We start from the raw sequence: 25,483 nt of genomic DNA, 5'->3' as shown, positions 1-25,483 counted from the left end.
GCGGTCCCTCCTCACGGAGGGGCCGCCCCGTCCGGCGTCCCTAGACCCGATCGAGGGTGCCGGTCAGGCCGGGGTGAAGCGCATCCGGTTGGCCTGCTCGACCAGCTCGTAGTCCTGACCCGCCGAGCGAAGCGTCATCGAGATCTGCTGCAGCGAGGCGCGGACCCGCTCCTGGGTGGCGCTCCAGTCCTGGCTGACCGCCTGGAAGTTGCCGGACGCGCTGCCCTGCCAGCAGTCCTGCAGGCCGGTCAGCTTGGCCATCATCGCCCGCACCTCGGACTCGATGGTGCTCGCGATCCGCTCGATGTCGCCCGAGGCGGCGGCGATGCGTGCCGTGTCGACGGCGAAGGTGTTGCTCATGGGTTCCCTCCCTGTTGCGGCGGTGACCCGGTGGACACCGCAGGTGACGCCTTCGACGTTAGGCGGGATGCCGCATAACCCGCAGAAGTTGTCCACAGGCTCCGACCAGGAGCCTGGGCCACGTAGGCTCTGGACCCATGACCGGTCGCTCCGTCGCCCTCTTCGCCCTGGCCGCGTTCCTGGAGATCGGCGGCGCGTGGCTGGTGTGGCAGGGGGTCAAGGAGCACCGTGGCTGGCTGTTCCTGGGGCTGGGGTTCATCTCGCTGGGGCTCTACGGCGTCGTGGCGGCCTTCCAGCCCAGCGCCGAGTTCGGCCGGGTGCTGGCCGCCTACGGCGGCGTCTTCATCGTCGGCTCGCTGCTGTGGGGGATTGTCGTCGACGGCTTCCGCCCCGACCGGTATGACGTGCTCGGCGCCCTGGTCTGCCTCGTCGGGGTCACGATCATCATGTACGCCCCGCGGGCGACCCCATGACCGTCTTCATCGACCCGCCGCTGTGGCCCGCCCACGGGCGCCTCTTCTCCCACCTGGTCAGCGACCGGGACCTGGCCGAGCTGCACGAGGTCGCGGCCCTGGCCGGGCTTCCCGAGCGGGCCTTCGACGGCGACCACTACGACGTCCCCGAGGAACGGCACGCGGACTGCGTCGCGGCGGGGGCGGTCCCGATCGGCGCCACCGAGCTGGCCCGGGTGATGCGCGACAGCGGTCTGCGGGTCCGCAAGCGCAAGGGCGAGCGGTCGCTGGCCCGCGTCGAGAACGGCCTGGCCGCGGCCACCTCCGCGCCGCACACCCTCGACGTCATCGCCTCGCCGTTCGAGCAGGCCACGGCGGGAGCGTCGGTCGTCCTGGTCCGCGCCGAGGACCGGCTGGCGATGGTCCGCAACGCCTCCCGGCCGGGCTGGATGCCGCCCGGCGGCAAGCGGGACCCCGGGGAGAGCGTGCGCGAGGGCGCGGTGCGGGAGCTGGCGGAGGAGACCGGGCTGGTGCTCGAGCCTGCCGGCCTGACCCCCGTCGGCTACGAGCGCATCACCGTGCCCGAGGGCGTGGACCCCCGGCCCTTCGACACGGGCGTCAACCACCTGCAGGTCTTCGCCGCGGTGCTGGAGCTGTCGGGATCGGCCCCGCCGCCGCTGCGGCCGAGCTTCGAGGACGTGCTGGAGGCGAGATGGTTCACCCGGGACGCGGCCGAGCGGCACGGGGCCGCCCAGCCGTGGTGGGCGCTGGTCGCCTGGTGGTGGGAGCGCCACTGACGCTCACAGGTGCCTGGTCGCCTCGCGCCTCGTCAGGCCGCTGAGCCGGCTCCCGTGCCGGTCCAGCACCCCCAGGACCCACGCCGGGTCGGTCCTGGCGTGCTCGCGCAGCGCCCACCCCAGCGCCTTGCGGATGAAGAACTCCCCGCCGTAGGCCGATCCCTCCCGGTTGGCGGCCACGCACCGCCCCAGCAGCGCTGTGTCGGTCGCCCCCTTGTGCTTGAGTTGGGACAGGATCGCCGTGCGCCGCAGCCACAGGTCGTCCTCCACCGCCCAGGCGTCCATCACGGGCGTCACAGACTCCCGGTGGGCCAGCAGCACCGGCCCGACGAGCCAGGTGGCGGTCTCGTCCACCAGGTCCCACCACGCCCCGGTCACGACGAGCTGGCGGTAGAGCCCGAGCGCGGCCGGGTCCTGCCAGCCACGCGCCGAGCGGTGCCGGGCCAGCGCGAGCGCCGCGTATCTCTCCTCACGGTGGGTCGCCCCGTCCCACAACGCCCGCACCGTCGCCTCCCATGAGTCGCGATCGCTGGGTGGTCGCTCGCCGGCCAGGCCGGCCACGATCTGCCGCACGCGCTGCACGGGCACCCCGTGGAAGGGCAGGGCGCTCTTCATGTAGGCCTGCTGGCCCGCCGCCCGCTCCGGGTCGCCCTCCGCCGCCAGCGCCGCGCGCACCGCGGCGACCAGCGCTCCGTCAGGGCCCACCGGTCAACTCACGCACCTCGCGCCCCAGGTTGGCGCGGGCCACCCCGGTCCACCGCTCGTGCGCATGGTCGGTCAGGTAGAGCCGCTTCCTCTCGAGGAAGCCGCCCATGATCGCGGCCCGCGCGGCGCGGAAGGCGTCGTCCGGCACGTGGGCGAACTCCTCGCGCACCTGGGTGCGGTAGGCCGCATACCGTGCCTGGGGGGCGGAGAGGATCCACAGGTCGGCGTCGTGGAACACCGCGAGCCCCGGGGTATGGGGCAGCTCGGGGGAGAGCTGGTGCGTCACCGTCATCAGCACCCCGGTCTCGACCGCGTCCACGAGCCGATCGTCGACGCCGAGCCGGTGCAGGTGATCTCGGGCCAGGGCGGCGCTGCGGTGCTCGTTGCTGCCGGGCGCGGCGCGGGGGTCGTAGGCGAGGTCGTGGTACCACGCCACCGCCCGCGTCACGAGCGCCTCCTGCGCATCGAGGCCCTGGGCCGCCGCGAGCTCGTCGAGGGCGGCCAGGACCTCGATGAGGTGCTGGAGGGTGTGATAGCGGCGGTGCGGCTCGGACCAGCCGCGCAGCAGCAGAGAGCCCTCCGCCAGCCACAGGTCGCGCCCGGCGTCGGGGGCGAGCCGGGCGGCGTCCTGCAGCCAGCGGTCGAGGAGGGCCTCGGCGTCGGCGCCCACCGGGGGTGGGGTCAGCGCTTGAGCATCGCGTCGGCCAGGTCGGCCAGCGCGTCGGCGAGGTCCTCGCGGCCGTCGTGCACGCTCTCCTTGGCGGAGTCGTAGAGCCCGGCGATGCCGGAGCGGCTCTTCGTCGCGCCCTTGCCGACCGCGCCGGTCACGCCGTGGGCCACCGAGCTGGCGGCACCGGTCACGCCGCCGGCCACCGCGCCCGCGGCACCGGTGACGCCGTCGGCGACGGCCTCGGCCGCGTGCTTGGTGCCGGAGAGGAAGGACTGCATCGCCAGGGTCAGACCGGCGCCGACCAGCCAGGTGTCCTTGGCCAGGGAGGTGCCCTCGGCGGTCGGTCGGATGCCGTCCTCCTGGGTCATGCCCGGGGTCTTGAGGTAGAGGCCGGTCAGGCCGGCGCCGAAGGCGGCCAGGCCCGCGCCGGCGACGGCGGAGGGGACGGTCGGCAGCAGCAGGGCGGCGCCCAGGCCGATCTCGCCGTAGGCCAGCAGCTTGCTGAAGTCTCCGGCCTTCATGTCCTTGAAGAAGGGATAGACGCTGGAGGCCCACCCGTGCATCTGCTCCTCCTCCTCGGGCGTGGACTTCAGCTTGCTGATGCCGGAGTTGAGCATGTAGGCGCCGGTCACGAGGCGGATGGGCATGTGCGTGGGGTGCATGGTCGCTCCTTGTGCAGAGGGGTCGTGGTGCTCTTCTCCACCGTATGCGGTGCTCCTCGCCGCTGCTACCCGGCGGGTCAGGGGGAGGCGAGCGGGCCGGGCAGGGGCTCCGCGTGCACCACGGTCAGCGCGCTGACCGCGCGGGTGAGGACCACGTAGAGGCGGCGCAGGCCGGTGCGCTCGTCGGGCTCGGCGGCGGCGATCGCGGCCGGCTCCACGACGACGACCTGGTCGAACTCCAGGCCCTTGGCGACCGTGGCCGGGACGAGGTGCAGCGGCAGGATGCGCTCGCCGTGGTCGCCGTCGAGGACCTCGTGCTCGAGCCCGGAGGCGGTGAGGGCGGCAGCGGTGCGGTCGAGCCAGGCGTCCGGCACGATCACGCCGACGGTCCCCTCCTGGGCGCCGGCCTCCCGGGCCGCCTCGACGGCCCCGGCGACGGCGTCGGCGACGGGCACCCGCTCCATCCGTCCGGGGTGGGACCGGACCGAGCGGGGCGGCTCGAGCCCCGGAGCGATGAGCGGCAGCAGGCGGGCGGCATAGTCGATCACCGAGGCCGGCACGCGGAAGCCGCGGTCCAGGACCTCCAGGTGCGTCGAGCCCGCGTCCAGCTCCTTGCCGAGGTGGTGGAGAGACTCGTCCCATGAGCCCGTCGCCCAGGGGGTCGTGCCCTGGGCGATGTCGCCCAGCACGGTCAACGAGCCGGTCGAGGCACGTCGGCCGACGGCACGCAGCTGCATGGGGGAGAGGTCCTGCGCCTCGTCCAGGACGACATGGCCCAGGCTGGGCGTCCGCTCCAGCAGGTCGGCGATCTCGTCCAGCAGCGCGAGGTCGGCGACGCTCCAGCGTGCCGAGCCGGGGGAGCGGGGAGCCTTGTCCCACACCAGGGCCCGCTGGTCCCCGGCCAGGCCCTCGCCGGTGCCGAGCACGTGGGCGAGGACGGACTGTGGGGTCAGCTCGGGCCAGATCTCCTTGACGTAGGCCCGGACCGCCGCGGAGCGGGCGACGCTGTCCTGCACGCGGTCGTCGGGGGAGTCGCCGGACCGCTCCATGGCCACCAGGACGGCGTGCGCCAGGCGCATGGGGAGCATGGCCCGGGCCGCCGCGTAGCGGACGCCCCGGGTGCGCAGCTCGTCCAGGATGTCCTGCACCTCGTAGGCCGGGACGCGCCACCTGCGCGAGCCGCGCGGCACGACGAGGGCCTCGGTCGCCGGGCGCACCCGGTCCCAGACCGCCCCGCGGAGCACCTCGGCCATCCGCGCCTCGCCCTTGAGGGTGGCCACGGCGGGGGAGTCCGTCGCGCGGACACGACCGTGCGCCAGCAGCTCCTCGACGGTGGTGTGCCGCACCGAGACCTCGCCCAGCGAGGGCAGGACGGCACCGACGTGCTCGAGGAAGGCGCGGTTGGGGCCGACCACGAGCACGCCCGTGCGGGCCAGCCGGTCGCGGAAGGCATAGAGCAGCCAGGCCGCGCGGTGCAGCCCGACGGCGGTCTTGCCGGTGCCGGGGGCGCCCTGGACGCAGATCGTGGTGCCGACGTCGGCGCGGACGATCTCGTCCTGCTCGGGTTGGATGGTCGCCACGATGTCGCGCATCGGGCCGATCCGGGGGCGTTCGATCTCGCGGGCCAGCAGCCCACCGCCCGGGGTCGCGGCGCGGACAGGCGGCTCGCCCTCGACGAGCCCGTCCCCGACGAGCTCGTTCTCGGCCAGCACCTCGTCCTCGTAGGCGGTGAGTCGGCCACCCTCCACCCCGAAGCGCCGGCGGCGCACCATCCCCATCGGCTCGACGGGGCTGGCGCGGTAGAAGGCGGTCGAGATCCCGGCCCGCCAGTCGATGACGACCGGGTCCCCGGCCGCGTCGCTGACGTGCCGCCGCCCCATGTAGAGGTGCTCGTCCTCACGGGTGTCCAGGCGCCCGAAGAACAGCGCGGTCCGGGGATCGTCCTGGAGCGCCCGCGCGCGCAGCCACAGCAGCCGGCCGAGGGACTCCCCGGCCAGGGCGTCGCCCCCGGCGTTCTGGAGCGTCAGGGTGTGCTCGCGCATCCGGGCCAGCTCGGCCCGGGCCCGCTCGAGGTGCGCCTGCTCGGCCGCGAGCTCGGTCGCAGGGTCGGTGGACATGGGCCCCTCGAAAGCTGTGGGTGGATGGCGATGGGTGCGGGACGGGAGAGCGGGAAGCCTACACCTTGGTGGAGCGCCGCAGCGTCACCAGCAGAGCCACCACGGCCACGGCCGCCGGCAGCGACCACCAGGGCACGCCGGAGAAGGTGTCCATCAGCCAGGCCTGCGCCTGTCCCTCGAAGCGGGTCAGGTCCGGCCCGGCCAGCAGCCCGGCGGTCCCGTCGAAGGCCAGGAAGATCACCCCGACGAGGATGAAGAGCAGGCCGGACAGCAGCGTGGTGGAATGCCGGCTCACCGGGCCGAGCGTGATCATCCGGCCCCGGACCCACGGGCGCGAGCCCAGGTCGAAACGGTCCCAGCCCCAGGCGAGGGCGAACAGCGGGACTGCCATGCCCACCGCATACAGGGCCAGCAGGACCCCGCCGACCCAGGCGCTGGGGGAGGTGGCCGCCATCGTCAGGATCGCCCCCAGCGCGGGCCCGGCGCAGAAGCCGGCGAGCCCGAAGACTGCGCCGAGGGCCCACGTGGCCACCCAGGACATCGCGTCGCGGGCGCGGCTGCGGGCCGTGAGGCCGGGGGTCTGGGCGCGCAGCCGGGAGGTGCCGGGCATCGAGCGTCCGCCCAGCACGATGGTGAGCACGCCCAGCGCGATGACGACCCAGCCGGCCACGGTGATGACGGTCTCCCGGTGCAGGAAGAGCGCGCGAGAGACCGCCTGGACCCCCATTCCCAACGGCACGAGGGTCGTCATCAGCCCGACCGTGAAGACGATCGTGCGCGCGACGAGCGCCCGGGTCGAGCCGAAGGCGTAGGCGAAGAAGGAGGGCAGCAGCAGCGCCGAGCAGGGCGACAGCAGGCTCAGCGCCCCGGCCAGCAGCGCGGCCAACCAGCTGATCGAGACCATGTCGCTCCCGCCCCCGTCAGTCGCCGGCGCCGGCCGCCGCGCCCCGCGCGGCCGCCGCGTCCTCGACGACCTGCACGAAGGTCTCGGTCGGCTGCGCCCCGCGCACCGGCATGCCGTTGATCATGAACGCCGGCGTCCCCATGACGCCCAGGGCCAGGCCCTCGTCCTGGTCGGCGGCCACGGCCTCCTGCTGCTCGACGGTGTTGAGCGACGCGGCGAAGGCCTCGCGGTCCAGGCCGGCCTCCTCGGCGAGGTCGGCCAGGCTCTCCTCGGTGAAGCCGCCCTGGTTGGGGGAGTGCTCAGCGGCGAAGAGGGCGTCGTGGAACTCCCAGAACATGTCCTGCTCGGCGGCCGAGCGTCCGGCGAGCGCCGCCAGCGAGGACTCCGGCCCCAGGTAGGGGAAGTCGCGCCACTCCATCCGCAGCGTGCCGTCCTCCACGAAGCGCATCAGCTCGGGCTTGGTCTCGGTGGCCCAGCTGCGGCAGAAGGGGCACTGGAAGTCGGACCAGATCATCAGCACGACCGGGGCGTCGGGGTCGCCGAGGGCGTAGGGGCCGTCCGGGTCGCGGTCCTCCAGCGGCGCGGTCCAGCTCTCCTCCTCGGCGCCGGGGTAGGCGAACTCCGAGGGCGGCGGAGGCTGGAGGACGACATCGCCGACGGTGATCGGCTCGAGGGTCTGCGTCGTGGCGTCGGGGGCGGGCGGGGCCGCGGTGCCGTCGACCGACGTGCCCTCGGTCGAGGGTGCGGGCGGGGCGTCGTCGGCCGCCCGGGAGCCGAGCCAGCCGCCCAGGGCGACTGCGCCGGCGACCACGGCGACGGCTGCGGGGACCATCACCGAACGGCGTCGCGGCTGCGCCGCCTGAGGGGTATGGGGTGTGGTCGGGGTGCTCATGCTCCCACCTCCACGGGGTGGCCGGCCGCCTGCCACTCCAGGATCCCGTCCTGGAGCCGGTGCAACCGTTCGGCGGGCAGACCGTGCGCGGCCAGGAGCCGGACGGCGTCGTGGGCCAGGACGCAGTAGGCGCCGCGGCAGTAGGCCACGATCTCCCGGTCGCCGGCGGCCAGCGAGCCCAGCTCCTCGGCCAGCTGGCCGAGCGGGACGTTGATCGCGCCGGGCAGGTGGGCCTCGGCGAACTCGTGCGGCTCGCGCACGTCGATGAGCGTCAGGTCGCCGGTCGCCATGCGCTCGCGCAGCTCCTCGTGGGAGACCTCGTCGACCTCGTCCCCGGTGCCCAGGTAGGCGTCCAGGGCCCGCCCGACCTCGGCGGAGTGCGTCGTCGCGACCCGGTGCAGCTGGTCGAAGAGCGCGGCCACGTCCGGGCCAGCGAGGCGGTAGTAGACGTGGGTGCCCTCTCGGCGGCTCGCGACCAGGTTGGACATCCGCAGGATCTGCAGGTGGGCCGACACGGTCCCGACCTTCTGGTCCAGGGTGGTGGCGATCGACTCGACCGTGCGCTCGCCGCGGCCGAGCAGCTCGACGATCTCCAGCCGGCGGGGGCTGGCGAAGGCCTTGCTCACCAGCGAGATGGAGTCGAACAGGGCCCTCCGTGAGCCTCTGACCTCACTATTCCAATGATCCATGGAATCGAGTCAAGCACACCGGGCGGGCGGACCCAAACGCGTCTCCGCCGGCTACTCGGTGAACCCCGGGTGCTTGGCGCGCAGGATGCGCGGCACCGGCGGGCGGTCCTGGTGCCGCTCGATCGCCCGCCCGTAGGACTCCACCAAGGACTCGGTGGCCGCCCGCCAGGAGTGCTGCTCGGCGTCCGCGCGGGCCGCGGCGCCCATCCGGGCCCGCAGCTCCTCGTCGCTCAGCAGCTGCCCGAGCCGCTCGGTCCAGGCGTCGGCGTCGCCGGGGGTGATGAGGTGGCCGGTGCGCCCCTCGTCGATGACGAACGGGATCCCGCCCGCGTCGGCCCCGACGACGGGCACCCCGGAGGCCATCGACTCCAGGGCGACCAGGCCGAGAGTCTCGGTCGTGGACGGGAAGGCGAAGACGTCGGCGCTGGCATAGGCCGCGGCCAGCTCCTCCCCGGCCAGATAGCCGGTGAAGACCGTCGGCGTCCCCGCGAAGGTGCGCTCGAGCTCGGCCCGGCCCGGGCCGGAACCGACCAGGGCGAGGCGTGCCCCATACCCGGAAAGACGGCGCAGGGGCTCGAGGAGCTGGTCGAGGTCCTTCTCGCGGGAGAGCCGGCCGACGTAGAGGATGAGCGGCGCGTCGGGGTGGCCGCCGGTGAGGCGCTCGCGCATCTCGCGGGTCGCGCGGGAGGGGTGGTATCCGACGGTGTCGACCGCCTTGGGCCACAGGTCGACCTCGCGGATGCCGACCTCGCGGGCGCGGCGCACCATCTGGTCGGAGGTGCACAGGTTGACCTCCGCCTGGTTGTGCGACCACGTGATCCACGCCTGCGAGGGCGCGCGCAGCCAGCCGATGCCGAGGCGGGTGGTGTAGGACGGGACGTCGGTGTGGAAGCTGGCCAGCAGCGGCAGGTTGCGCCGCCGGGCCGAGATGACGCCATAGCTGGCCAGCCACACCGGGTTGACCGCGTGCACGATGTCGGGCTCGAAGTCGTGCATCTCCCGCGCGATCCGGGGGGTGGGGGTGCCGACCATGACCTCGGGGTACCAGGGGAAGGACCACGAGTGGGTGCGCACGACACGGTGTTGGCCGAAGCTGTCCGGCGGCTCGCCCGGGGCGAAGACCAGCACCTCGTGGCCGAGCTCTCCCAGCTGCTCCAGGGTGCGCGTCACCCGGGTGACGACGCCGTCGACCTTGGGCAGGAAGACCTCGGTGAAGAGCGCGATGCGCATGGGTCTGAGGGGGTATGCGGTGTCTCGCCGGCCCTCAGGCGCTCTTCTGGTCAGTGGCGGGGTCGGTGCCGCGGGAGGTGGGCACGCCGGGCTGCTGCGCGCTGGTCCACACCGAGGTGCAGGGGATCTTGTCCAGGTCGGCACGGTGGGCGTAGCGCCCGGCGACCTCCTCGACCTCCAGGAGCAGGCCCTCCTCGAGGAAGGTCGGCTCCAGCCCGAGGTCCAGGAAGGTGTCGTTGCGCACGTGCAGCTCGTTCTCGGCCGCCTCGTGGCGCGGGTTGGGCACCATCTCGACCTGTGCGTCGCTGATCCGGGCGATGAGCCCGGCCAGGTCGCGCACCCGGTGGGTCTGGGTCATCTGGTTGAAGATCTTGACGCGGTCGCCCTTGGCGGGCGGGTTGTCCAGGGCGATCTCGACGCAGCGGACCATGTCGCGGATGTGGATGAAGGCACGGGTCTGGCCGCCGGTGCCGTGGACGGTGAGGGGATAGCCGACCGCGGCCTGCATGAGGAAGCGGTTGAGGACCGTGCCGTAGTCGCCGTCGTAGTCGAAGCGGTTGATCAGCCGTTCGTCACGCAGCGTCTGCTCGGTGTGGGTGCCCCAGATGATGCCCTGGTGCAGGTCGGTGATCCGCAGCGCGTCGTTCTTGGCGTAGTAGGCGAAGAGCTGCTGGTCCAGGCACTTGGTCATGTGGTAGATCGAGCCCGGGTTGGTCGGGTAGAGCATCTGCTGCTCCACCTGCTGGCCCTCGTCGGTGGTGACCTGGACGTCGAGATAGCCCTCGGGGATCTTCATCCCGGCGGTGCCGTAGCCGTAGACACCCATCGTGCCCAGGTGGACCAGGTGGGCGTCCAGCCCCGTCTCGACCAGGGCGCAGAGCAGGTTGTGGGTCGCGTTGGTGTTGTTGTCGACCGTGTAGCGCTTGTGGGCGGGTGACTTCATCGAGTAGGGGGCGGCGCGCTGCTCGGCGAAGTGGACCACCGCGTCGGGACGCTGGGTCCCGAGCAGGTCGCGCAGCGCGTCGTAGTCCTGGGCCACGTCCAGCTCGACGAACTCGATGGTGCGCCCGGAGACCTCCTGCCAGGCGGCCACCCGCTCCTGCGGGGAGGAGATCGGGGTGAGGGACTGCGCCCCCAGCTCCTCGTCGATCCGCCGTCGGGACAGGTTGTCCACGATCGTGACGTCGTGACCGAGGTCGGAGAGGTGGAGGGAGGCGGGCCAGCCGCAGAAGCCGTCGCCGCCCAGGACCAGAATCTTCACCGCAGATGCTCCTCGTGGGGCCGTGGCACCGCTGGGACCTGCGACGCCGCTGGCGTCAACCTATCAACCGAGGGGTAAGGACGCCGGACACGGTGGCGGGAGAGTCACGCCAGACGTGCGCCGCCCCGCGTCGACCGCCAAGGGAGGGGAAACGGTCGGCGCGGGGCGGCAGCTGGTGGGGCGGCTCCGTCGGCGGGCTCAGCCCGCGTCGGGACGGACCGCCAGGGTGGCCGTGGCCTGCTCACGCCTGCCGTCACGGACGTAGTCGATGACCGCCTGGGCGCCGGAGCCGCGCTCGCGGACCTGGCCGACGAGGGCGGTGGTCGAGGGGACCGCCTCGTCGTCGATGGCCACGATGAGGTCGCCGACCTGCAGCCCGGCGGCCTCGGCGGGGGAGGAGGGCTCGACCTGCTGGACCTGCGCGCCCGACAGGACCGCGCCGTCGACCTCGGCCTGCCCGTCGGACAGGCCGACGCCGAGGAAGGCGTGCTGGGCGGTGCCGGTGCTGATGAGCTGGTCCACGATCACGCGGACCTTGGCCGAGGGGATCGCGAAGCCGATGCCGATCGAGCCGGCCTGGCTCTGTCCCGGGGAGGGCAGGGAGGCGATCGAGGAGTTGATGCCGACCAGCTGGCCGGCCGCATCGACCAGGGCGCCGCCGGAGTTGCCCGGGTTGATGGCGGCCGAGGTCTGGAGGGCGTTGGTGACGATGGGCTCGGCGGCCTGGGTGCGGCCCGAGCCCTGGGTGGTGACGGGGCGGTCCAGCGCGCTGACGATGCCGGTGGTGACGGTCCCGGACAGGCCGAGCGGGTTGCCGACCGCCATCACGGGGTCGCCGACCTCCAGGGCCTTGTCGTCGCCGACGGCGATGGGGGTCAGGCCGTCGGGCACCGTGGAGAGCTTGACCACGGCCAGGTCGCTGGAGGGGTCGTCGCCCACGACGGTGCCCTCGTAGCTGCGTCCGTCGGCCAGGGTGACGCGCAGCTGCTCGGCACCCTCGACGACGTGGGCGTTGGTGACGATGTGGCCCTCGGTGTCCCAGACGACGCCGGAGCCCGAGCCCTGCCCGCCGCGGCCGGCGGTGTCGATCGAGACCACGCTGGGGGTGACGGTGGCGGCGATGCCGGCCCAGTCCTGCTCGTCGCGGAAGGAGACGGGGCGGGCCGGAACGTCCCCTGAGCTGTTGTCGCCGGCCTGGGCGCTGGTCGAGGCCTCGGTGCTTCCGGCGCCGGCGGAGTCGGCGGCCCGCACGGCGGCATAGGTGCCGCCGGAGGAGAGCACGGCGGCCAGGACGCTGGCGATGGCGATGTCGCTCCAGCGACGGCGGGGCCGCGTGGGGCGCGGGGAGGGCGAGGCCTGGGTGAGGGCGGGGACCGGCTGGGTGCGGTCGTGATCGTTCGCCGGGCTGGAGGGTGTCGTGTTCATGACCCCATCAGAGCAGGTCTGGGTCGGCGTGGGCTGTGCGTCGGCTGAGACTTCGCTGGGGGTGTCCAGGCATGCCATGAAGAGCGGACAGGAATCACGAATCGATCGCGAGCCTATCTCAAAGCGATAACGATCGACGCCCCTGCCGCTCTCAGGTTGAGAACGACGGATCTATCTCGTTACGTTCGAATCGATTCCGTTCCCGTGATCTCGGAATTTTCCTGCATTTCTTTTGCGGGAGAGCTCTGTCCAATCGGGGCGACGTGTTCCCGCGGCAGGTCCCCTGCCGTGTGTGAGGGCATGTGCCTCGTCCAACCGAAAGGACCGTGGTCATCCATGACCAGAACTCGCATCTCTGTGCTGGCGGCCGTGTCGGCCGCCGCTCTCGCGCTGTCCGCCTGCGGTGGCGGTGGCGACGAGGAGGCCGGCTCGACCCTCGAGCGGCTCAAGGAGGAGGGCACCATCAAGGTGGCCTTCGCAGGTGAGATCCCCTACAGCTACGAGGACGACAACGGTGAGCTCACCGGGGCCACCATCGCTCTGGACACCGCGATCTTCAACGCGATGGGCATCGACAACGTCGAGGGTCAGCTGGTGGAGTGGGACGCCCTCATCCCCGGCCTGAACAAGGGCGAGTACGACGCCGTGTCCGCCGGGATGTCGATCCTGCCCGACCGTTGTGAGCGCGGGGCCTTCGCCGAGCCCACCCTGATGTACACCAGCACCCTCATGGTGCCGGCGGGCAATCCCGAGGGGCTCAGCGACTTCGCCAGCATCGGCGACAGCGATGTCACGCTGGCCGTCCAGTCCGGTGCCATCGAGCAGGGATACGCCGAGGACCTGGGGCTGAGCAACACCATGACGGTCAACTCTGCCCAGGACGGCATGGACGCCGTGGCCAACGGCCGCGCCGACGCCTTCGCCCTGACCAACATCACCTTGGCGGCGATGGCGGAGGAGAACGACGCCGTGGACACGACCGGAGGCTTCGTGGCCGAGGTCGACGGGCTGAGCCAGATCAGCGCCGGGTCCACCGTCTTCCGTCCTGACGACACCGACCTGCTGGAGGCCTACAACGCCGAGCTGGCCAAGATCGTCGGCGACGAGGCACGCTTCGCCGAGGTGGTGGGCGAGTTCGGGTTCACCGACGCCGAGCGCCCGCCGGAGGGGCTGACCGCCGAGATGCTCTGCAACGACGACCTGGAGGCCGCCAACGAGGTGGCCGGCCAGGCCGGTCGCTGAGCCACCAGCCAGTGGGCGAGTTCTTCGCCGACCTTGCCACGGCGCTGCCGAGGCTGATCCAGGAGGGCCTTGCGGCCACCCTGATCGCCTTCCTCGGCGGCGCCGTGGTCACGGTCGTGGTGGCCGTCGTGCTCGGGCTCGGGCTGCACCAGGGCCCGAGGTGGGCACAGGCCGTGTCCCGGGTGATCGTGGAGTTCTTCCGAGGCACGTCGCTGGTGGTCCAGCTCTTCTTCATCTTCTACGCCATCCCGACCCTTACCGGTGTCGATCTGGGCTCGACCTGGTCGGCGATCGTCGGACTCGGCCTGAACTACGGGGCCTACGGCGCCGAAGTCGTCCGGGGTTCGCTCAACGCTGTTCCGAAGGGGCAGTGGGAGAGCACCACCGCGCTGTCGATGTCCTGGTGGACCAAGATGCGCCGGGTGATCTGGCCTCAGGCGTGGGCGTTGATGCTCCCGGGCTTCAACAACCTGCTGGTCATGCTCGTCAAGGGCACCGCGGTCGTCGGCCTGGTCCTGATGAGTGACCTCACCTTCGAGGCGGGGCAGGTGCGTCGGCAGCTGGGCACGTGGCCCGCCTTCCTGGCGGTCCTGATCATCTACTACCTCATCGCGCTCGTGGTATCGGTGGTGCTGCGGCACCTCGAGAAGCGCGCCCAGCAGCGGCTCGGCCTGCGTCCTCGCGCGGACAAGCCGGCGGACGTGACGGCGGGGGTGGCCTGAGCCATGTGGGACAACCAACTCTTCCTCGAGGCTTTCCCGGTCCTGCTGGAGGCCTTCGTCAAAGTCACCCTCGTGGTGACCGTGCTCGGATCCCTGGTGGCAGCCGCCCTGGGTCTTGTCTGGGCGATCGGTCTGCGCGAGCTGCCCGGCATTCTGGCCCACCCCCTGCGATTCGTCCTGGACTTCATCCGGATGACCCCGCTGCCGGTCCATCTGCTGGTCATCTACTACACCTTCAACGGACTCAGCGCGATGACCGTCGGGATTCTGGTCATGGGTGTGCACTACTCGACCTACATGGCCGAGTCCTACCGCGCCGGGATCGAGTCGATCCGGAAGGGGCAGTGGGAGGCCGCCCGCGCGCTGTCGCTGCCCGCCAGCCGCACCTGGCGTGCGGTCATCCTGCCCCAGGCGATCCGCAACACCCTGCCGTCCCTGGGCAACTGGGCGATCGCGATGTTCAAGGACACGCCCTTCCTCATCTTCATCTCGGTCCCGGAGATGGTGACCGAGGCCCGCCAGTTCGGTGGGCAGAACTTCACCTACACCGAGGCCTTCGCCGTGGCCGGTCTACTCTTCCTCGCGGCGAGCTATCCGACCGCGGTCCTGATGCGAAAGCTGGAGAAGAAACTTGCCTACTGACCCCGCACAGACGCCCGGTCCCGTCCCTGCTGCATCGGCGGGCCAGACAGGCACGGAGCCTCCCCGCATCCGGTTCGAGGACGTGCTGAAGAAGTTCGGCCGGACCACCGTGCTCAAGGACCTCAACTTCAGCGTGGGACGCGGTGAGCGTGTGACGCTGATCGGTCCCTCCGGCTCGGGAAAGACCACCATCCTTCGCCTCGCGATGACCCTGGAGCGGCTGACCGGGGGCTACATCTGGGTGGACGGCGACCCCCTCACCCACGAACGTCGGGACGGCAAGCGGCACGAGCTCAAGCCCAAGCAGGTCGCCGAGGTCCGCAAGCGGATCGGCATGGTCTTCCAGCAGTTCAACCTGTTCCCCAACATGACGGTGCTGGAGAACATCACCGAGGCCCCGGTCCACGTCCTGGGCCAGAGCCCGGACCAGGCCAAGGACAACGCGATGTCCCTGCTCGACCGCGTAGGCCTGCGACACCGCGCCGACGCGCACCCGATGGAGATGTCCGGCGGCCAGCAGCAGCGGGTCGCCATCGCCCGAGCGCTGGCGATGGACCCCGAGATCCTGCTCCTGGACGAGGTCACGTCCGCCCTGGACCCGGAGCTGGTCGGAGACGTGCTCGGTGTCCTGGAGGACGTCGCGGACAACACCGACATCACCATGCTGATCGTCACGCACGAGATGCAGTTCGCCCAGGACGTCTCCAACCGGGTGATGATGTTCGACGGTGGCAGGGTGATCGAGGAGGCCACGCCCCAGGAGATCTTCTCCAACCCCCAGCACGAGCGGACCCAGAAGTTCCTCGAGGCGGTCAACCTGGGCTGACCGGGTCAGCGGTGACCGGCGGCCGGCAGCTCGAGCCGGAAGGTGGCGCCGCCACCGGGGGTCGGCCGGTGTCGGACGCTGCCCTTGTGCCGGGCCACGATGGCCGCGACGATCGCCAGCCCCAGGCCGGTGCCGCCGGAGGCGCGGCTGCGTGACTTGTCGGCGCGGTAGAAGCGCTCGAAGACGCGCCGGGCGGTGTGCTCGTCGATGCCCGGCCCGTGGTCGCGGATCTCGACGACGACCGTCTCGGCCGTGGCGCCCAGGGCGACCTCGACCGGGCTGTCCGCGGGGGTGTGGTTCAGGGCGTTGGCCAGCAGGTTCGTCAGCACCTGTCGCAGCGCGCCGTCCTCGCCCACGACGACGGTCGGGGCGCCGTTCCCGGTCGTCTCCTCCAGCGGCACGAGGGTGAGGCTGCGCTCGGGGGCTCGGACCTGGGCGTCCTGGACGACGTCGTGGGCCAGCACGGTGAGGTCGACCCGGGTGGGCGACATCGCCGGGTCCGAGTCGAGCCTGGTGAGGGTCAGCAGGTCCTCCACGAGCCGGGTCATCCGGCTGGCCTCGTCCTCGATCCTGCGCATGGCCCCGGCCACGTCGTCCGGTGCGACGGCACCGAAACGGTACAGCTCCGCATACCCGCGAACCGTGGCGAGAGGCGTGCGCAACTCGTGCGAGGCGTCGGCGACGAAGTCGCGCATCTTCTGCTCGGAGGCCTCCCGGACGGCGAAGGAGTGCTCGATCTGGGCCAGCATCCGGTTGAGGCTGTCGGCCAGCGACCCCACCTCGTCGTTGGAGGCGCGCGGTGGGATGCGCCGGGTCAGATCGCCCGCGGCGATCGCGGCCGCGGTGTCCTCGATGCGGGTGAGGGGCCGGAAGGCGCGGCGGACAGCGAACCAGCCCAGGACGCCCACCAGCAGCAGGGTCGTCAGGCCGATGCCGACGGTGAGCAGGCCCAGCTGGCGCACGGTGTTGTCGACGTCGGTGAGCGGGATCGCGACCGCGATCGTCCCGCCAACGCGCCCGGCGTCGCTGTCGGTGACCTGCGCCGCGAGCACCCGCCAGCTGCCCGGGGCGTCCACGCTGCCGACCGTGAACGGCTCGCCCAGGCGTGGGTCGTCGACCGTGATGCGGTCGAGCTGGGGGCGGCTGGGCAGGTCCTGGGGCGGGAAGACCAGCGCGGTGGCACGGGCCGACGGGTCGGCGGGGGTGAAGAGCACGAAGTAGGGATTGGGCGGCACGAAGATCTGCCGCCGCTCGGTGACCTCCTGGCCGGTGGCCTGCTCCAGGATCTGGGTGATCGTGCTCTGGGCGAGCGGCTCGATGTAGGCGCGCAGGTCGGCGTCCGAGCGCTGCAGCAGGTAACCGCGCAGCATCATGATCGAGACCGAGGTGGTGAGCAGGTAGGCGGCGAGCACGAGGAGGACCACGACGGTCACCAGCCGTCGGGTCAGGGAGAGGTTGTGCAACCTCTGGTATGAGGTGCTGCGCAGGCTCTTGAGGAAGCTCACCGGGCCCAGGGTCTCAGACTGTCGCGCGGCCGCGTCAGCTGCGGGGCGCGCGCAGGACGTAGCCGACGCCGCGCTTGGTGTGGATCAGCGGCTCGCCCACCACGTCGATCTTGCGGCGCAGGTAGGAGATGTAGGACTCGACGATGTTCATCTCGCCGCGGAAGTCGTAGTCCCACACGTGGTCCAGGATCTGGCTCTTGGACAGCACCCGGCCCGGGTTGAGCATGAGATAGCGCAGCAGCTTGAACTCGGTGGGGGAGACCTCGATGACCTGCCCGGCGCGCCGGACCTCGTGACTGTCCTCGTCCAGCTCCAGGTCGGCCACCCGCAGGGCGTGGTCCTCGTCGGTGTCGGCGACGTGCGTGCGGCGCAGCACGGCCCGGATGCGGGCCACGACCTCCTCCAGGCTGAACGGCTTGGTGACGTAGTCGTCCCCGCCGACCGTCAGGCCCTTGACCTTGTCGTCCAGGGAGTCCCGGGCGGTGAGGAAGAGGATCGGCAGGTCCTGCCCGCGCTCGCGCAGCGTGCGGGTCACGGTGAAGCCGTCCATGTCCGGCAGCATGATGTCCATGACCGCCAGGTCGATGTCGTGCTCGCCCGCCAGCTGCAGCGCCGTGCGGCCGTCGGGCGCGGGGTGCACCGTGAAACCCGCGAAGCGCAGGCTCGTGGTGAGCAGCTCACGAATGTTCGTCTCGTCCTCGACCACCAGCAGGGTGGCCTCCGACTCTGCGGTCTGGGCGGCATTCATACGGCCATCGTCCCCCCGCACTCTGGGAGTCGTCTGAGAAGTTGCTGGATCAACCACCCACCCTTTCCCGAATCCGCAGAACCATCAGCCGCTAAGTGATCCGTCGTCCGGAAATTTCCGGACGACGGATCACTTACCGGCCGACGGTGGGCCCCCCCGCCGCCGGCGGTGGCGAGGACTCCGCCGGGGTCAGGTGATGCGGCCGAGGTGGTTGAGGGCGAGCATCAACGCGGCGATGGTCTCGGCGTCGCGGATCTCGCCGCGGCCGATCATGGCCAGCACCTCGGACACCGGCACGGGGCCGACGTCGGAGATGCCCTCGCGGTGCTGCTCGCTCGCGGTCATCGCGGCAGCCTGCCGGCCGGTGGCCAGCGAGAGGCCACGCGCCAGGAAGACGGTGCCGGTCGCCCGGCACAGCCCGTTGAGGGAGTCGAAGCCGCCCAGCTCCTCCTACTGCTCCGCCGCGAGGCCGACCTCCTCGGCCAGCTCCCGGCGTGCGCCCTCGAGCAGGTCGCCCTCCTCGGCGCCGCCCGCGACGACCTCCACGGAGGGCCCGACGGTGTGGCGGTCGACGGTCAGCAGCCAGATCTCGTCCGCCTCGGTGAGCGCGACGACGAAGACGGCGGGAGACCTCGCCTCCACGACGCCGTAGATGCCCCGCGACTGGTCCGGCCGGATGACCTGGTCCTCACGGACCCGGATCCAGGCGTTCTCGTAGACGACCCTGCTGGAGTCGGTGCGCCAGGCCATCTCACTCCACCCCCGGCAGGGGCGAGTCGGTGCCGGCGGCGCCCCGCGGAGGCTCGCTGGCCAGGATCTCGGACCAGGCCCCGTCGTCGAGGCCGGCGAGCTCCGCCGGGTCCTGCACGACCATCACCGCTCCCGCACCCTCCAGCTCCTCCACCCCGAAACCACCCGTGCGCACGCACACGCAGGGCATCCCCAGACGCCCCGCCGCCGCCACGTCGTAGGGGGTGTCACCGACCACCACCGCGGACTCCGCCCCGACCTTCTCCAGCGCGACCTCCAGCACGTCGGGCGCAGGCTTGGACTCGTCCGCCTCATCGCTGGAGGCCTGCCCCGCGAGCGCACCCTCGGGCAGGTCCAGCAGCTCCAGCACGTGCGAGGTGAACTGCTCCTTCCCCGACGACGCGAGCACCACCGTCAGCCCCCGCCCTGCCAGCGCCAGCACCAGGTCCCGCGCCCCGGGCAGGAGACGGACCTCGGGGAGGAGAGCCGCATACTCCTCCTCCCACGCCCCGCGCAGAGCGTCGCCGTGCTCGCGCTCGGCGTCCTGCCCGGCGACGGCCTCGACGAGTTTGTCGCCGCCCATCCCGATCGCCCGGTGAATGGTCCACAGCGGCGCGTGCAGCCCCACCGAGGCGAAGGCGCGCGCCCAGGCCACGGTGTGGTGGTAGTTCGTGTCGGCGAGGGTGCCGTCGACGTCGAGGATGACGGTCTCGCGCGGGGCCCCGGCGGTGGAGTCGCTCATGGCCCCATCCCACCTCACCCGCCGGCGGCTGTCGCCCCCAGGGTGTCGAGCTCGTCGGCGTCCACGATCCGGTAGGCATAGCCCTGCTCGGCCAGGAAGCGCTGCCGGTGCGCGGCGAACTCCGCGTCCACCGTGTCGCGCGCCACGACCGTGTAGAAGTGCGCCGTCCGCCCGTCGCCCTTGGGCCGCAGCACCCGCCCCAGCCGCTGCGCCTCCTCCTGGCGCGAGCCGAAGGTCCCGCTCACCTGGATCGCCACGCTCGCCTCGGGCAGGTCGATCGAGAAGTTGGCGACCTTGCTCACCACCAGCAGGCTGATCTCGCCGGACCGGAACGCGCCGAACAGCTTCTGCCGCTCGGCCACCGTCGTCTCACCAGTGATGAGCGGGGCGTCCAGCTGCTCGGCGAGCGTGTGGAGCTGCTCGAGATACTGGCCGATGACCAACGTCGGCTCTCCGGTATGCCGTTCCACCAGTTCGCGCACCACTGCATCTTTCGCGGGGGCGCAGGAGGCGAAGCGGTAGCGCTCGTCCGGCTCGGCGACTGCATAGGCCATCCGCATCGAGTCCGACAGGGTCACCCGCACCTCGACGCAGTCGGCCGGCGCGATCCACCCCTGCGCCTCGATGTCCTTCCACGGTGCGTCATAGCGCTTGGGGCCGATGAGGGAGAAGACGTCGGACTCCCGCCCGTCCTCGCGCACGAGCGTCGCGGTCAGCCCGAGCCGCCGCCGCGCCTGCAGGTCGGCGGTCATCCGGAAGATGGGCGCGGGCAGCAGGTGCACCTCGTCGTAGACGATCAGGCCCCAGTCGCGGGCGTCCAGCAGGTCGAGGTGGGTGTAGACGCCCTTCCGGCGCGTGGTGAGCACCTGGTAGGTCGCGATCGTGACGGGGCGGATCTCCTTGCGGGACCCGGAGTACTCCCCGATCTCGTCCTCGGTCAGCGTCGTGCGGGCCAGCAGCTCGTCGCGCCACTGCCGCGCGCTCACGGTGTTGGTGACCAGGATCAGCGTCGTGGTGCCGGAGCGGGCCATCGCGCCCGCGCCCACGAGGGTCTTGCCGGCCCCGCACGGCAGCACCACCACACCGGACCCGCCGTCCCAGAAGCCGTCGACGGCCTGCTGCTGGTAGGGCCGCAGGCTCCATCCCGGCTCCGTGCCGTCACCGGTGTCGAGCGCGATCGGGTGCTTCTCGCCGTCGACGTAGCCGGCGAGGTCCTCGGCTGGCCAGCCGACCTTGAGCAGCTCCTGCTTGAGGCTGCCGCGCTCGGAGGGGTGCACGAGCACCGTGTCCTCGTCGAGGCGCTCGCCGACGAGCGGCTGGATCTTCTTGTGCCGCAGCACTTCTGTGAGCACCGCGCGGTCGGTGGTGCGCAGCACCAGCCGCGTGACCGGCATCCCCGTCTCGGGATCGTTCTCCCCGTCGACCGGCTCCTTGAGCAGCGTCAGCCGCCCGTAGCGGTCCATCGTCCCGGCGACGTCGACCAGCAGCGCCTGCGGCACCGGGTAGCGGCTGTGCGTGATCAGCGCGTGCACCACCTGCTCGGCGTCGTGCCCGGCGGCGCGCGCGTTCCACAGCCCCAGCGGCGTCACGCGATAGGTGTGGACGTGCTCGGGGGCGCGCTCGAGCTCGGCGAAGGGCGCGATGTCGCGCCGCGCCGCCTCGGCGTCGGGGTGGTCGACCTCGAGGAGGAGGGTCTTGTCGCTCTGCACGATCAGTGGTCCGGTCATCAGAACCTCAACGGTATGCGGTCACGCCCGCATTCCGTCCACCTCACCTCAGGGCGAGCTCACCTCAGGGCGAGCTCACCTCCGGCACGGCTCACCCGGGTCTGCTCACCCCTGCGGGTGGCGGGCCGAGCTCCACTGCGCCGCTCCGACCACCAGGGCCGCGACCCCGGCGCCCAGCCCGAGCCAGAGGAGGACGTGGTCGGTGCCCAGGAGGAGCAGCATCAGGGAGACGACGGTGAGCAGGACGCCGACACCGACATATCCCAGCGCCATCCCCGAGGTCGGAGCTCGCTGCGGTCTCATGGGAGGAATCCTGGCACCGGATCCCGGCCACGTCACGCCGGGGGAGCCTGCGAAGATGTGGCCATGACGATGCCCCAGCTGCCGATGGTCCAGCCGATGCCCGGCCTGCCCGAGCGGGTCACCATCTACGAGGTCGGCCCTCGGGACGGGCTCCAGAACGAGAAGTCCGTCGTCCCCGTGGAGGTCAAGGCCGAGTTCGTCCGACGGCTGCTGGCCGCCGGGCTGCAGACGGTCGAGCTGACCAGCTTCGTGCCGCAGAAGTGGGTGCCCCAGCTCGGGGACGCCGAGGAGCTGCTCGACCTGCTGGGCGGGGACGGCACCGGGCAGCACCGGCCGGTGCTCGTGCCCAACGAGCGCGGCCTGGACCGGGCGCTGGAGAAGGGCGTCACCTCGATCGCGATCTTCGGCAGCGCGACTGAGACCTTCGCGCAGAAGAACCTCAACCGCTCCGTCGAGGAGTCGGTCAACATGTTCAGTCCGGTGGTCAAGCGTGCCCTGGACGGCGGCGCCTGGATCCGCGCCTACGTCTCGATGTGCTTCGGCGACCCGTGGGAGGGGCCGGTCCCCGTGCAGAAGGTCGTCGACGTCTGCTCCCGGCTCATGGACCTGGGCTGCGACCAGCTCTCGATCGGCGACACCATCGGCGTGGCCACCCCGGGCCACGTGGTCCGGCTGCTCGACGCGCTGGAGGACGCCGGCATCGGGCCGGACCAGGTCGCGGTCCACTTCCACGACACCTACGGCCAGGCGCTGGCCAACACGATGGCCGCACTGGGTCGGGGCGTGAGCGTCGTCGACGCCTCCGCCGGGGGGCTGGGCGGCTGCCCCTACGCGAAGTCGGCCACCGGCAACCTGGCCACCGAGGACCTCGTCTGGACCCTGCAGGGCCTGGGCATCGAGCACGGCACCGACCTGGACGCCCTGGTCGAGACCAGCACCTGGATGTCCCAGCAGCTCGGCCGGCCCTCCGCCTCCCGGGTCGTGCGTGCCCTCGCCGGCGCCTGAGGGTCCGTCCCCCGGCGGAGCGGCTGCCGTGACGGGCAGGCTGATCTCCGTCCTGCGCCGCCCCTGGGTGCGGCGCGGCTTCGTGCTGGCGGCGATCGCCGCCGCCGTCGTGGCGGTGGTGGTCCAGCGGGAGGCCGTCGGGGCGGCGCTCGCGCAGACCTCCTGGCCGTGGATCCTGGTCGCGCTGGTCCTGTCCCTGGTCACCGTGGCGCTGGCCGCCCTGTCGTGGCGGTCGGTGAGCGCCGGGCTGGGCGCGCCCCTGGGGCTGGGCGAGGCGAGCGTGGTCTACCTGGTGGGGCAGGTCGGCAAGTATCTCCCGGGCGGGGTCTGGAACGTGGTCGCCTCCGCCGAGCTGGGCAGCGACCACGGGATCGAGCGGCGCCGCACCGTCGTCACGATGCTGCTGGCGGCGATGATCAGCGCCGTCGTCGCGGGGGCGGTGGCCCTGGTGCTCCTGCCGGGGGTGCCGGGCACGCCGCTGGCCGACCACGGCTGGCTCGTGCTGCTCGCGCCGCTGGCCCTCGTCGCTGTCCTGCCCGCGGTCCTCAACCGCATCCTGGTCACGCTGCTGCGCGTCACCCGGCAGGCGCCGGTCCACGAGCGCATCGGGGGTCGGGCTGTGCTCGTCGCGTCCGCGTGGTCGCTCCTGTCCTGGCTGGCGGTGGGCCTGCAGGTCTACGTCCTGGCGGTCGCGGTCGGCGCCGACCCGGGGACGACGACGCTGCGCCTGGCGGTGGGTGGCTACGCCCTGGCCTGGATCGTCGGCTTCGTCCTGGTCTTCCTCCCTGCCGGGGTCGGGGCCCGCGAGGGCGTCCTGGCCCTGGCGATGGCTCCCGTCCTCGACACCGGGGGTGTCCTGGTCGTCGTCCTGCTCTCGCGCGTCCTGGTCACCGCGGGCGACCTCCTCGCGGCGGGCGTCGCAGCCCTGCTGGCGCGCCGGCGGGTCAGGGCAGCAGGTCCCCGATGAACCGGATCGCCCGGAACGGCAGCGAGACCAGCTGCACGACGCCCGCCATCACGTCCAGCACGTCGATGGCGTCCCCGATCCAGGAGAGGTCACGGGACGAGGACACCTCATCGACGCCGGCGTCGCGCTCCAGCGAGGTGGGCGCGTAGTGCTGGTCGGTCCGCAGGTCGCTGACGATGGTGGCGGCCCGCTGGGCGAGCTCGAAGGAGTCGTGGTGGGGGAACAGCGTGCCCAGCAGGTCGAGCTCGTAGACGATCGCGACCAGGAGGGCGCTGTGCCTGTCGGGACGCAGCCGGGTCGTGAGCGTCTCCAGGAGGCGGGCGCGCACGCCGGCCTCCGGGTGCGCGTCGCGGGGGAGATGACGACCGGGCCGGAGGACCCCGCGTCGCAGCACGCCCTTGCCCCGCAGCCTGCGCACCAGGGCCGTCGTCTCACCCCTGGGCGGGCGGGTCAGCTCCGAGGGACGGTGCCCCACGGCCTCGTCCACGACGCGTGAGCGGACGGGGTCGCCGGCGACCAGGCCCGGGATCCCGGTGACGAGGCGGCCGTCGTCGTCCAGCCCGAGCGCCCGGTCGGCGAGCAGCTCGAAGACGAGGGCGATCCGCACGGCCTGGCGTGCGGCCTTGCGGCGGACCAGCCAACGACCGGTGTCGTCGTCGAGCAGGAGCAGGATGAGTTCCTCGGCGAGCAGCACCGTCCCACCCTACGAGGACGGCCCGCGGGTCAGGTCAGGCGCAGGTCCCGACGCCGGTAGCCCCACAGCCCCAGCCCCATCAGGGCCACGGTCGCCAGCGTCATGAGCAGCACGGGCGTCCAGTCCATCTCCTCGACCGGGATCGCGGGCAGCGGGTCCCACGGCGTCAGCCGGGTGACCCACCCGGGCAGGCCCAGCACGGAGCCGACCCAGACGATGAACAGCGACCACCCGATGACCACCCAGACCAGCCAGTCCAGGTGCGGGGCCCAGCCGTGCAGGAGGACGGCCAGACCCAGGATGAGCAGGCCGCCCGGGGCCAGCGCGAGCGCCGCGCCGAGGACCTGGCCGACCAGCCCCGGACTGTCCTGGGACAGGGCCTCGGGGGTGGCGAGCAGCGCCCCGACCAGGGCCAGGAGGGCCACCGGGAGCAGCGCGGCCACGAGGAGGTGGGACAGCGCCAGCCGGGGCCGGGGCAGGGAGGTGGCCAGGAGCAGCTCGGCGTGCCCGCGACGCTCCTCGGCCGCCAGGCGCTGCCACAGCAGCACGCCCAGGATCGCGATCAGGATCGCCACGATGCCCAGCATCGCCACGAAGAAGTGTCCACGAGGTCCTCGGCGCCCCGCCCCAGCCGCCGCAGGACGATCTCGAACTGCGGCAGGTCGTCCAGCATCGTGCGGAAGCTCCCGGACAGCGAGCCCATCGCCAGGGCGAAGATCGTCAGCCCGATCGCCCATCCCAGGACGCTACCGCGCTGGAGCCGCCAGGCCAGGCCCTCCGCCGACAGCAGCCCGGCCGGGGCCCGGTCGCGCCCGGGCCGCACCGGGCGCATCCCGGCGCCGTGGTCCCGCGCGGCCTGCAGCGAGAACGCGACGGCCACCAGCGTCACGGTCAGCGCCAGCGGCAGGAGCAGCACCCACCAGCGCTCGTCGGCGTAGGGCGGGAGAGCGCCATCCACTCGACCGGCGACAGCCAGTGCCAGGGGTATGCGGCACTCGTGTCCGGTTGCGCGTCGGTCACCGCCCGCAGGACGTAGGCGCCGCCCAGGACGGCCATCCCCAGCCCGCGGGCGGCGCGGGCGGTGGAGCCCAGCTGGGCGGTCACCGCACCGACGCCGGCGAAGACGACGGCCACCAGCCCGGTGCCCGCGCCGAAGGCGATCGAGCCCGGGACGGGCTCGCCGACCGCGACCATCGAGACGGCGATGCCGAGGGCCAGGACGGCGCAGGCGACCAGGGCGGTGAGCACGGCGGCGATCAGCGGGACGTGCCGGCCGACCACGCCGGAGCGCAGCAGCTCGGTGCGGCCCTCCTCCTCGTCGGCCCGGGTGGAGCGGATGACGCCCAGGAGGGTCATGACGCCGGCGACGGTGGCGGCGAAGGTGCCCACACGCCATACCGTGAAGCCGCCGGGCCGCTGCGAGGAATCGGTGCGCCACCGCATACC

At 72.3% G+C, this 25,483-nt stretch carries 28 protein-coding genes and 1 pseudogene; 8 read left to right on the top strand and 21 right to left on the bottom strand.

Annotated features, from left to right (window positions below):
* Positions 1–63: 63 nt before the first annotated feature.
* Positions 64–360 carry a WXG100 family type VII secretion target gene (locus ACTMMA_RS02960; protein WP_441188607.1) on the bottom strand — a complete coding sequence of 99 codons (297 nt, stop codon included), beginning with the start codon at positions 358–360 and terminating at the stop codon, positions 64–66.
* Between the two features lie 137 nt (positions 361–497).
* Here ACTMMA_RS02960 and ACTMMA_RS02955 point away from each other — a divergent pair, with 137 nt between their 5' ends.
* Together ACTMMA_RS02955 and ACTMMA_RS02950 are read left to right on the top strand one after the other, a co-directional pair.
* Complete coding sequence (locus tag ACTMMA_RS02955) at positions 498–833, top strand: YnfA family protein (RefSeq protein WP_441188606.1); 336 nt, start codon at positions 498–500, stop codon at positions 831–833.
* Positions 830–1,609: a DUF4031 domain-containing protein gene (locus ACTMMA_RS02950; RefSeq protein WP_441188605.1), complete on the top strand. Its 780-nt coding sequence runs from the start codon at positions 830–832 to the stop codon at positions 1,607–1,609. The genes ACTMMA_RS02955 and ACTMMA_RS02950 overlap by 4 nt, the downstream gene beginning before the upstream one ends.
* 3 nt (positions 1,610–1,612) lie before the next feature.
* On the opposite strand, the gene ACTMMA_RS02945 is transcribed toward ACTMMA_RS02950, so the two are convergent.
* From ACTMMA_RS02945 to ACTMMA_RS02900, 10 genes are all read right to left on the bottom strand, one after another.
* Complete coding sequence (locus ACTMMA_RS02945; RefSeq protein ID WP_441188604.1) at positions 1,613–2,314, bottom strand: DNA alkylation repair protein; 702 nt, start codon at positions 2,312–2,314, stop codon at positions 1,613–1,615.
* Entirely contained in the window at positions 2,304–2,984 is a 681-nt protein-coding gene (locus tag ACTMMA_RS02940; RefSeq protein WP_441188603.1) for an HD domain-containing protein, read from the bottom strand. Before ACTMMA_RS02940 ends, ACTMMA_RS02945 begins: the two co-directional genes overlap by 11 nt.
* Positions 2,985–2,995: 11 nt before the next feature.
* A complete protein-coding gene (locus tag ACTMMA_RS02935) occupies positions 2,996–3,646 on the bottom strand; it encodes a hypothetical protein (RefSeq protein WP_441188602.1) in 651 nt (216 codons plus the stop codon).
* A 77-nt stretch (positions 3,647–3,723) separates the two neighbouring features.
* Entirely contained in the window at positions 3,724–5,763 is a 2,040-nt protein-coding gene (locus tag ACTMMA_RS02930) for a HelD family protein (RefSeq protein WP_441188601.1), read from the bottom strand.
* 58 nt (positions 5,764–5,821) lie between these two features.
* Positions 5,822–6,667 carry a cytochrome c biogenesis CcdA family protein gene (locus ACTMMA_RS02925; protein WP_441188600.1) on the bottom strand — a complete coding sequence of 282 codons (846 nt, stop codon included), beginning with the start codon at positions 6,665–6,667 and terminating at the stop codon, positions 5,822–5,824.
* A 16-nt stretch (positions 6,668–6,683) separates the two neighbouring features.
* On the bottom strand, positions 6,684–7,559 hold the full coding sequence (locus ACTMMA_RS02920) for a DsbA family protein (protein WP_441188599.1): 876 nt from the start codon (positions 7,557–7,559) through the stop codon (positions 6,684–6,686).
* The gene (locus ACTMMA_RS02915; protein WP_441188598.1) at positions 7,556–8,185 is read right to left on the bottom strand and encodes an ArsR/SmtB family transcription factor; all 630 of its coding nucleotides are present in this window, start codon (positions 8,183–8,185) and stop codon (positions 7,556–7,558) included. The genes ACTMMA_RS02920 and ACTMMA_RS02915 overlap by 4 nt, the downstream gene beginning before the upstream one ends.
* Before the next feature lie 114 nt (positions 8,186–8,299).
* On the bottom strand, positions 8,300–9,478 hold the full coding sequence (locus tag ACTMMA_RS02910; RefSeq protein WP_441188597.1) for a glycosyltransferase: 1,179 nt from the start codon (positions 9,476–9,478) through the stop codon (positions 8,300–8,302).
* A 34-nt stretch (positions 9,479–9,512) separates the two neighbouring features.
* The gene (locus tag ACTMMA_RS02905; RefSeq protein ID WP_441188596.1) at positions 9,513–10,739 is read right to left on the bottom strand and encodes an NAD-dependent epimerase/dehydratase family protein; all 1,227 of its coding nucleotides are present in this window, start codon (positions 10,737–10,739) and stop codon (positions 9,513–9,515) included.
* A gap of 198 nt (positions 10,740–10,937) precedes the next feature.
* Complete coding sequence (locus ACTMMA_RS02900; RefSeq protein WP_441188595.1) at positions 10,938–12,164, bottom strand: S1C family serine protease; 1,227 nt, start codon at positions 12,162–12,164, stop codon at positions 10,938–10,940.
* Positions 12,165–12,500: 336 nt separating this feature from the next.
* Here ACTMMA_RS02900 and ACTMMA_RS02895 point away from each other — a divergent pair, with 336 nt between their 5' ends.
* The 4 genes from ACTMMA_RS02895 (at position 12,501) to ehuA (ending at position 15,596) form a co-directional block, all read left to right on the top strand.
* On the top strand, positions 12,501–13,406 hold the full coding sequence (locus ACTMMA_RS02895) for a transporter substrate-binding domain-containing protein (protein ID WP_441188594.1): 906 nt from the start codon (positions 12,501–12,503) through the stop codon (positions 13,404–13,406).
* 11 nt (positions 13,407–13,417) lie between these two features.
* The gene (locus ACTMMA_RS02890; protein ID WP_441188593.1) at positions 13,418–14,128 is read left to right on the top strand and encodes an amino acid ABC transporter permease; all 711 of its coding nucleotides are present in this window, start codon (positions 13,418–13,420) and stop codon (positions 14,126–14,128) included.
* 3 nt (positions 14,129–14,131) lie between these two features.
* Positions 14,132–14,770: an amino acid ABC transporter permease gene (locus ACTMMA_RS02885; protein WP_441188592.1), complete on the top strand. Its 639-nt coding sequence runs from the start codon at positions 14,132–14,134 to the stop codon at positions 14,768–14,770.
* Between the two features lie 67 nt (positions 14,771–14,837).
* Positions 14,838–15,596, top strand: coding sequence for an ectoine/hydroxyectoine ABC transporter ATP-binding protein EhuA (ehuA, locus tag ACTMMA_RS02880; protein WP_441188770.1), 759 nt, complete (start codon positions 14,838–14,840; stop codon positions 15,594–15,596).
* Positions 15,597–15,601: 5 nt separating this feature from the next.
* Here ehuA and ACTMMA_RS02875 read toward each other — a convergent pair whose 3' ends face one another.
* The 7 genes from ACTMMA_RS02875 to ACTMMA_RS02845 all read right to left on the bottom strand — a co-directional run bounded on the left by ACTMMA_RS02875 (position 15,602) and on the right by ACTMMA_RS02845 (position 21,371).
* Positions 15,602–17,101, bottom strand: coding sequence for a sensor histidine kinase (locus ACTMMA_RS02875; protein ID WP_441188591.1), 1,500 nt, complete (start codon positions 17,099–17,101; stop codon positions 15,602–15,604).
* Positions 17,102–17,135: 34 nt separating this feature from the next.
* Entirely contained in the window at positions 17,136–17,849 is a 714-nt protein-coding gene (locus ACTMMA_RS02870) for a response regulator transcription factor (RefSeq protein ID WP_441188590.1), read from the bottom strand.
* A 189-nt stretch (positions 17,850–18,038) separates the two neighbouring features.
* The gene (locus ACTMMA_RS02865; protein WP_441188589.1) at positions 18,039–18,194 is read right to left on the bottom strand and encodes an NUDIX hydrolase; all 156 of its coding nucleotides are present in this window, start codon (positions 18,192–18,194) and stop codon (positions 18,039–18,041) included.
* Between the two features lie 105 nt (positions 18,195–18,299).
* Positions 18,300–18,599, bottom strand: coding sequence for an NUDIX domain-containing protein (locus ACTMMA_RS02860; protein ID WP_441188588.1), 300 nt, complete (start codon positions 18,597–18,599; stop codon positions 18,300–18,302).
* A gap of 1 nt (position 18,600) precedes the next feature.
* Positions 18,601–19,341 (bottom strand): HAD family hydrolase, encoded by a 741-nt coding sequence (locus ACTMMA_RS02855; protein ID WP_441188587.1) that lies wholly within the window; start codon positions 19,339–19,341, stop codon positions 18,601–18,603.
* A gap of 14 nt (positions 19,342–19,355) precedes the next feature.
* On the bottom strand, positions 19,356–21,068 hold the full coding sequence (locus ACTMMA_RS02850; RefSeq protein ID WP_441188586.1) for a DNA repair helicase XPB: 1,713 nt from the start codon (positions 21,066–21,068) through the stop codon (positions 19,356–19,358).
* A 105-nt stretch (positions 21,069–21,173) separates the two neighbouring features.
* A complete protein-coding gene (locus tag ACTMMA_RS02845; protein WP_441188585.1) occupies positions 21,174–21,371 on the bottom strand; it encodes a hypothetical protein in 198 nt (65 codons plus the stop codon).
* Between the two features lie 63 nt (positions 21,372–21,434).
* Here ACTMMA_RS02845 and ACTMMA_RS02840 point away from each other — a divergent pair, with 63 nt between their 5' ends.
* Both ACTMMA_RS02840 and ACTMMA_RS02835 read left to right on the top strand, forming a co-directional pair.
* On the top strand, positions 21,435–22,376 hold the full coding sequence (locus ACTMMA_RS02840) for a hydroxymethylglutaryl-CoA lyase (RefSeq protein WP_441188584.1): 942 nt from the start codon (positions 21,435–21,437) through the stop codon (positions 22,374–22,376).
* Positions 22,377–22,404: 28 nt separating this feature from the next.
* Entirely contained in the window at positions 22,405–23,343 is a 939-nt protein-coding gene (locus ACTMMA_RS02835) for a lysylphosphatidylglycerol synthase domain-containing protein (protein WP_441188583.1), read from the top strand.
* On the opposite strand, the gene ACTMMA_RS02830 is transcribed toward ACTMMA_RS02835, so the two are convergent.
* The 3 genes and pseudogenes from ACTMMA_RS02830 to ACTMMA_RS02815 form a co-directional block, all read right to left on the bottom strand.
* Positions 23,321–24,037 (bottom strand): GPP34 family phosphoprotein, encoded by a 717-nt coding sequence (locus ACTMMA_RS02830; RefSeq protein ID WP_441188582.1) that lies wholly within the window; start codon positions 24,035–24,037, stop codon positions 23,321–23,323. The genes ACTMMA_RS02835 and ACTMMA_RS02830 overlap by 23 nt on opposite strands.
* Positions 24,038–24,066: 29 nt before the next feature.
* A pseudogene (locus tag ACTMMA_RS02825) lies at positions 24,067–24,869 on the bottom strand (efflux permease Rv1217c-related protein).
* A gap of 59 nt (positions 24,870–24,928) precedes the next feature.
* Positions 24,929–25,480, bottom strand: coding sequence for a hypothetical protein (locus tag ACTMMA_RS02815; protein WP_441188579.1), 552 nt, complete (start codon positions 25,478–25,480; stop codon positions 24,929–24,931).
* Between the last annotated feature and the right edge of the window lie 3 nt (positions 25,481–25,483).

Source organism: Ornithinimicrobium panacihumi (genome assembly GCF_052073805.1).
Classification (GTDB): domain Bacteria; phylum Actinomycetota; class Actinomycetes; order Actinomycetales; family Dermatophilaceae; genus Ornithinicoccus; species Ornithinicoccus panacihumi.
Note: the sequence above shows the minus strand (reverse complement) of the source record. Positions and strands in the feature narration are given on the sequence as shown.

Excerpts from the sequence above, each read along its gene's own strand:
- ACTMMA_RS02865 (WP_441188589.1), bottom strand. The coding sequence starts at position 18,194 with ATGACCGCGAGCGAGCAGCACCGCGAGGGCATCTCCGACGTCGGCCCC.
- ACTMMA_RS02855 (WP_441188587.1), bottom strand. The coding sequence starts at position 19,341 with ATGAGCGACTCCACCGCCGGGGCCCCGCGCGAGACCGTCATCCTCGAC.
- ACTMMA_RS02920 (WP_441188599.1), bottom strand. The coding sequence starts at position 7,559 with ATGAGCACCCCGACCACACCCCATACCCCTCAGGCGGCGCAGCCGCGA.
- ACTMMA_RS02885 (WP_441188592.1), top strand. The coding sequence starts at position 14,132 with ATGTGGGACAACCAACTCTTCCTCGAGGCTTTCCCGGTCCTGCTGGAG.
- ACTMMA_RS02850 (WP_441188586.1), bottom strand. The coding sequence starts at position 21,068 with ATGACCGGACCACTGATCGTGCAGAGCGACAAGACCCTCCTCCTCGAG.
- ACTMMA_RS02845 (WP_441188585.1), bottom strand. The coding sequence starts at position 21,371 with ATGAGACCGCAGCGAGCTCCGACCTCGGGGATGGCGCTGGGATATGTC.
- ACTMMA_RS02955 (WP_441188606.1), top strand. The coding sequence starts at position 498 with ATGACCGGTCGCTCCGTCGCCCTCTTCGCCCTGGCCGCGTTCCTGGAG.
- ACTMMA_RS02910 (WP_441188597.1), bottom strand. The coding sequence starts at position 9,478 with ATGCGCATCGCGCTCTTCACCGAGGTCTTCCTGCCCAAGGTCGACGGC.
- ACTMMA_RS02935 (WP_441188602.1), bottom strand. The coding sequence starts at position 3,646 with ATGCACCCCACGCACATGCCCATCCGCCTCGTGACCGGCGCCTACATG.
- ACTMMA_RS02960 (WP_441188607.1), bottom strand. The coding sequence starts at position 360 with ATGAGCAACACCTTCGCCGTCGACACGGCACGCATCGCCGCCGCCTCG.
- ACTMMA_RS02925 (WP_441188600.1), bottom strand. The coding sequence starts at position 6,667 with ATGGTCTCGATCAGCTGGTTGGCCGCGCTGCTGGCCGGGGCGCTGAGC.
- ACTMMA_RS02815 (WP_441188579.1), bottom strand. The coding sequence starts at position 25,480 with ATGCGGTGGCGCACCGATTCCTCGCAGCGGCCCGGCGGCTTCACGGTA.
- ACTMMA_RS02860 (WP_441188588.1), bottom strand. The coding sequence starts at position 18,599 with ATGGCCTGGCGCACCGACTCCAGCAGGGTCGTCTACGAGAACGCCTGG.
- ACTMMA_RS02950 (WP_441188605.1), top strand. The coding sequence starts at position 830 with ATGACCGTCTTCATCGACCCGCCGCTGTGGCCCGCCCACGGGCGCCTC.
- ACTMMA_RS02840 (WP_441188584.1), top strand. The coding sequence starts at position 21,435 with ATGACGATGCCCCAGCTGCCGATGGTCCAGCCGATGCCCGGCCTGCCC.
- ACTMMA_RS02900 (WP_441188595.1), bottom strand. The coding sequence starts at position 12,164 with ATGAACACGACACCCTCCAGCCCGGCGAACGATCACGACCGCACCCAG.
- ACTMMA_RS02870 (WP_441188590.1), bottom strand. The coding sequence starts at position 17,849 with ATGAATGCCGCCCAGACCGCAGAGTCGGAGGCCACCCTGCTGGTGGTC.
- ACTMMA_RS02930 (WP_441188601.1), bottom strand. The coding sequence starts at position 5,763 with ATGTCCACCGACCCTGCGACCGAGCTCGCGGCCGAGCAGGCGCACCTC.
- ACTMMA_RS02895 (WP_441188594.1), top strand. The coding sequence starts at position 12,501 with ATGACCAGAACTCGCATCTCTGTGCTGGCGGCCGTGTCGGCCGCCGCT.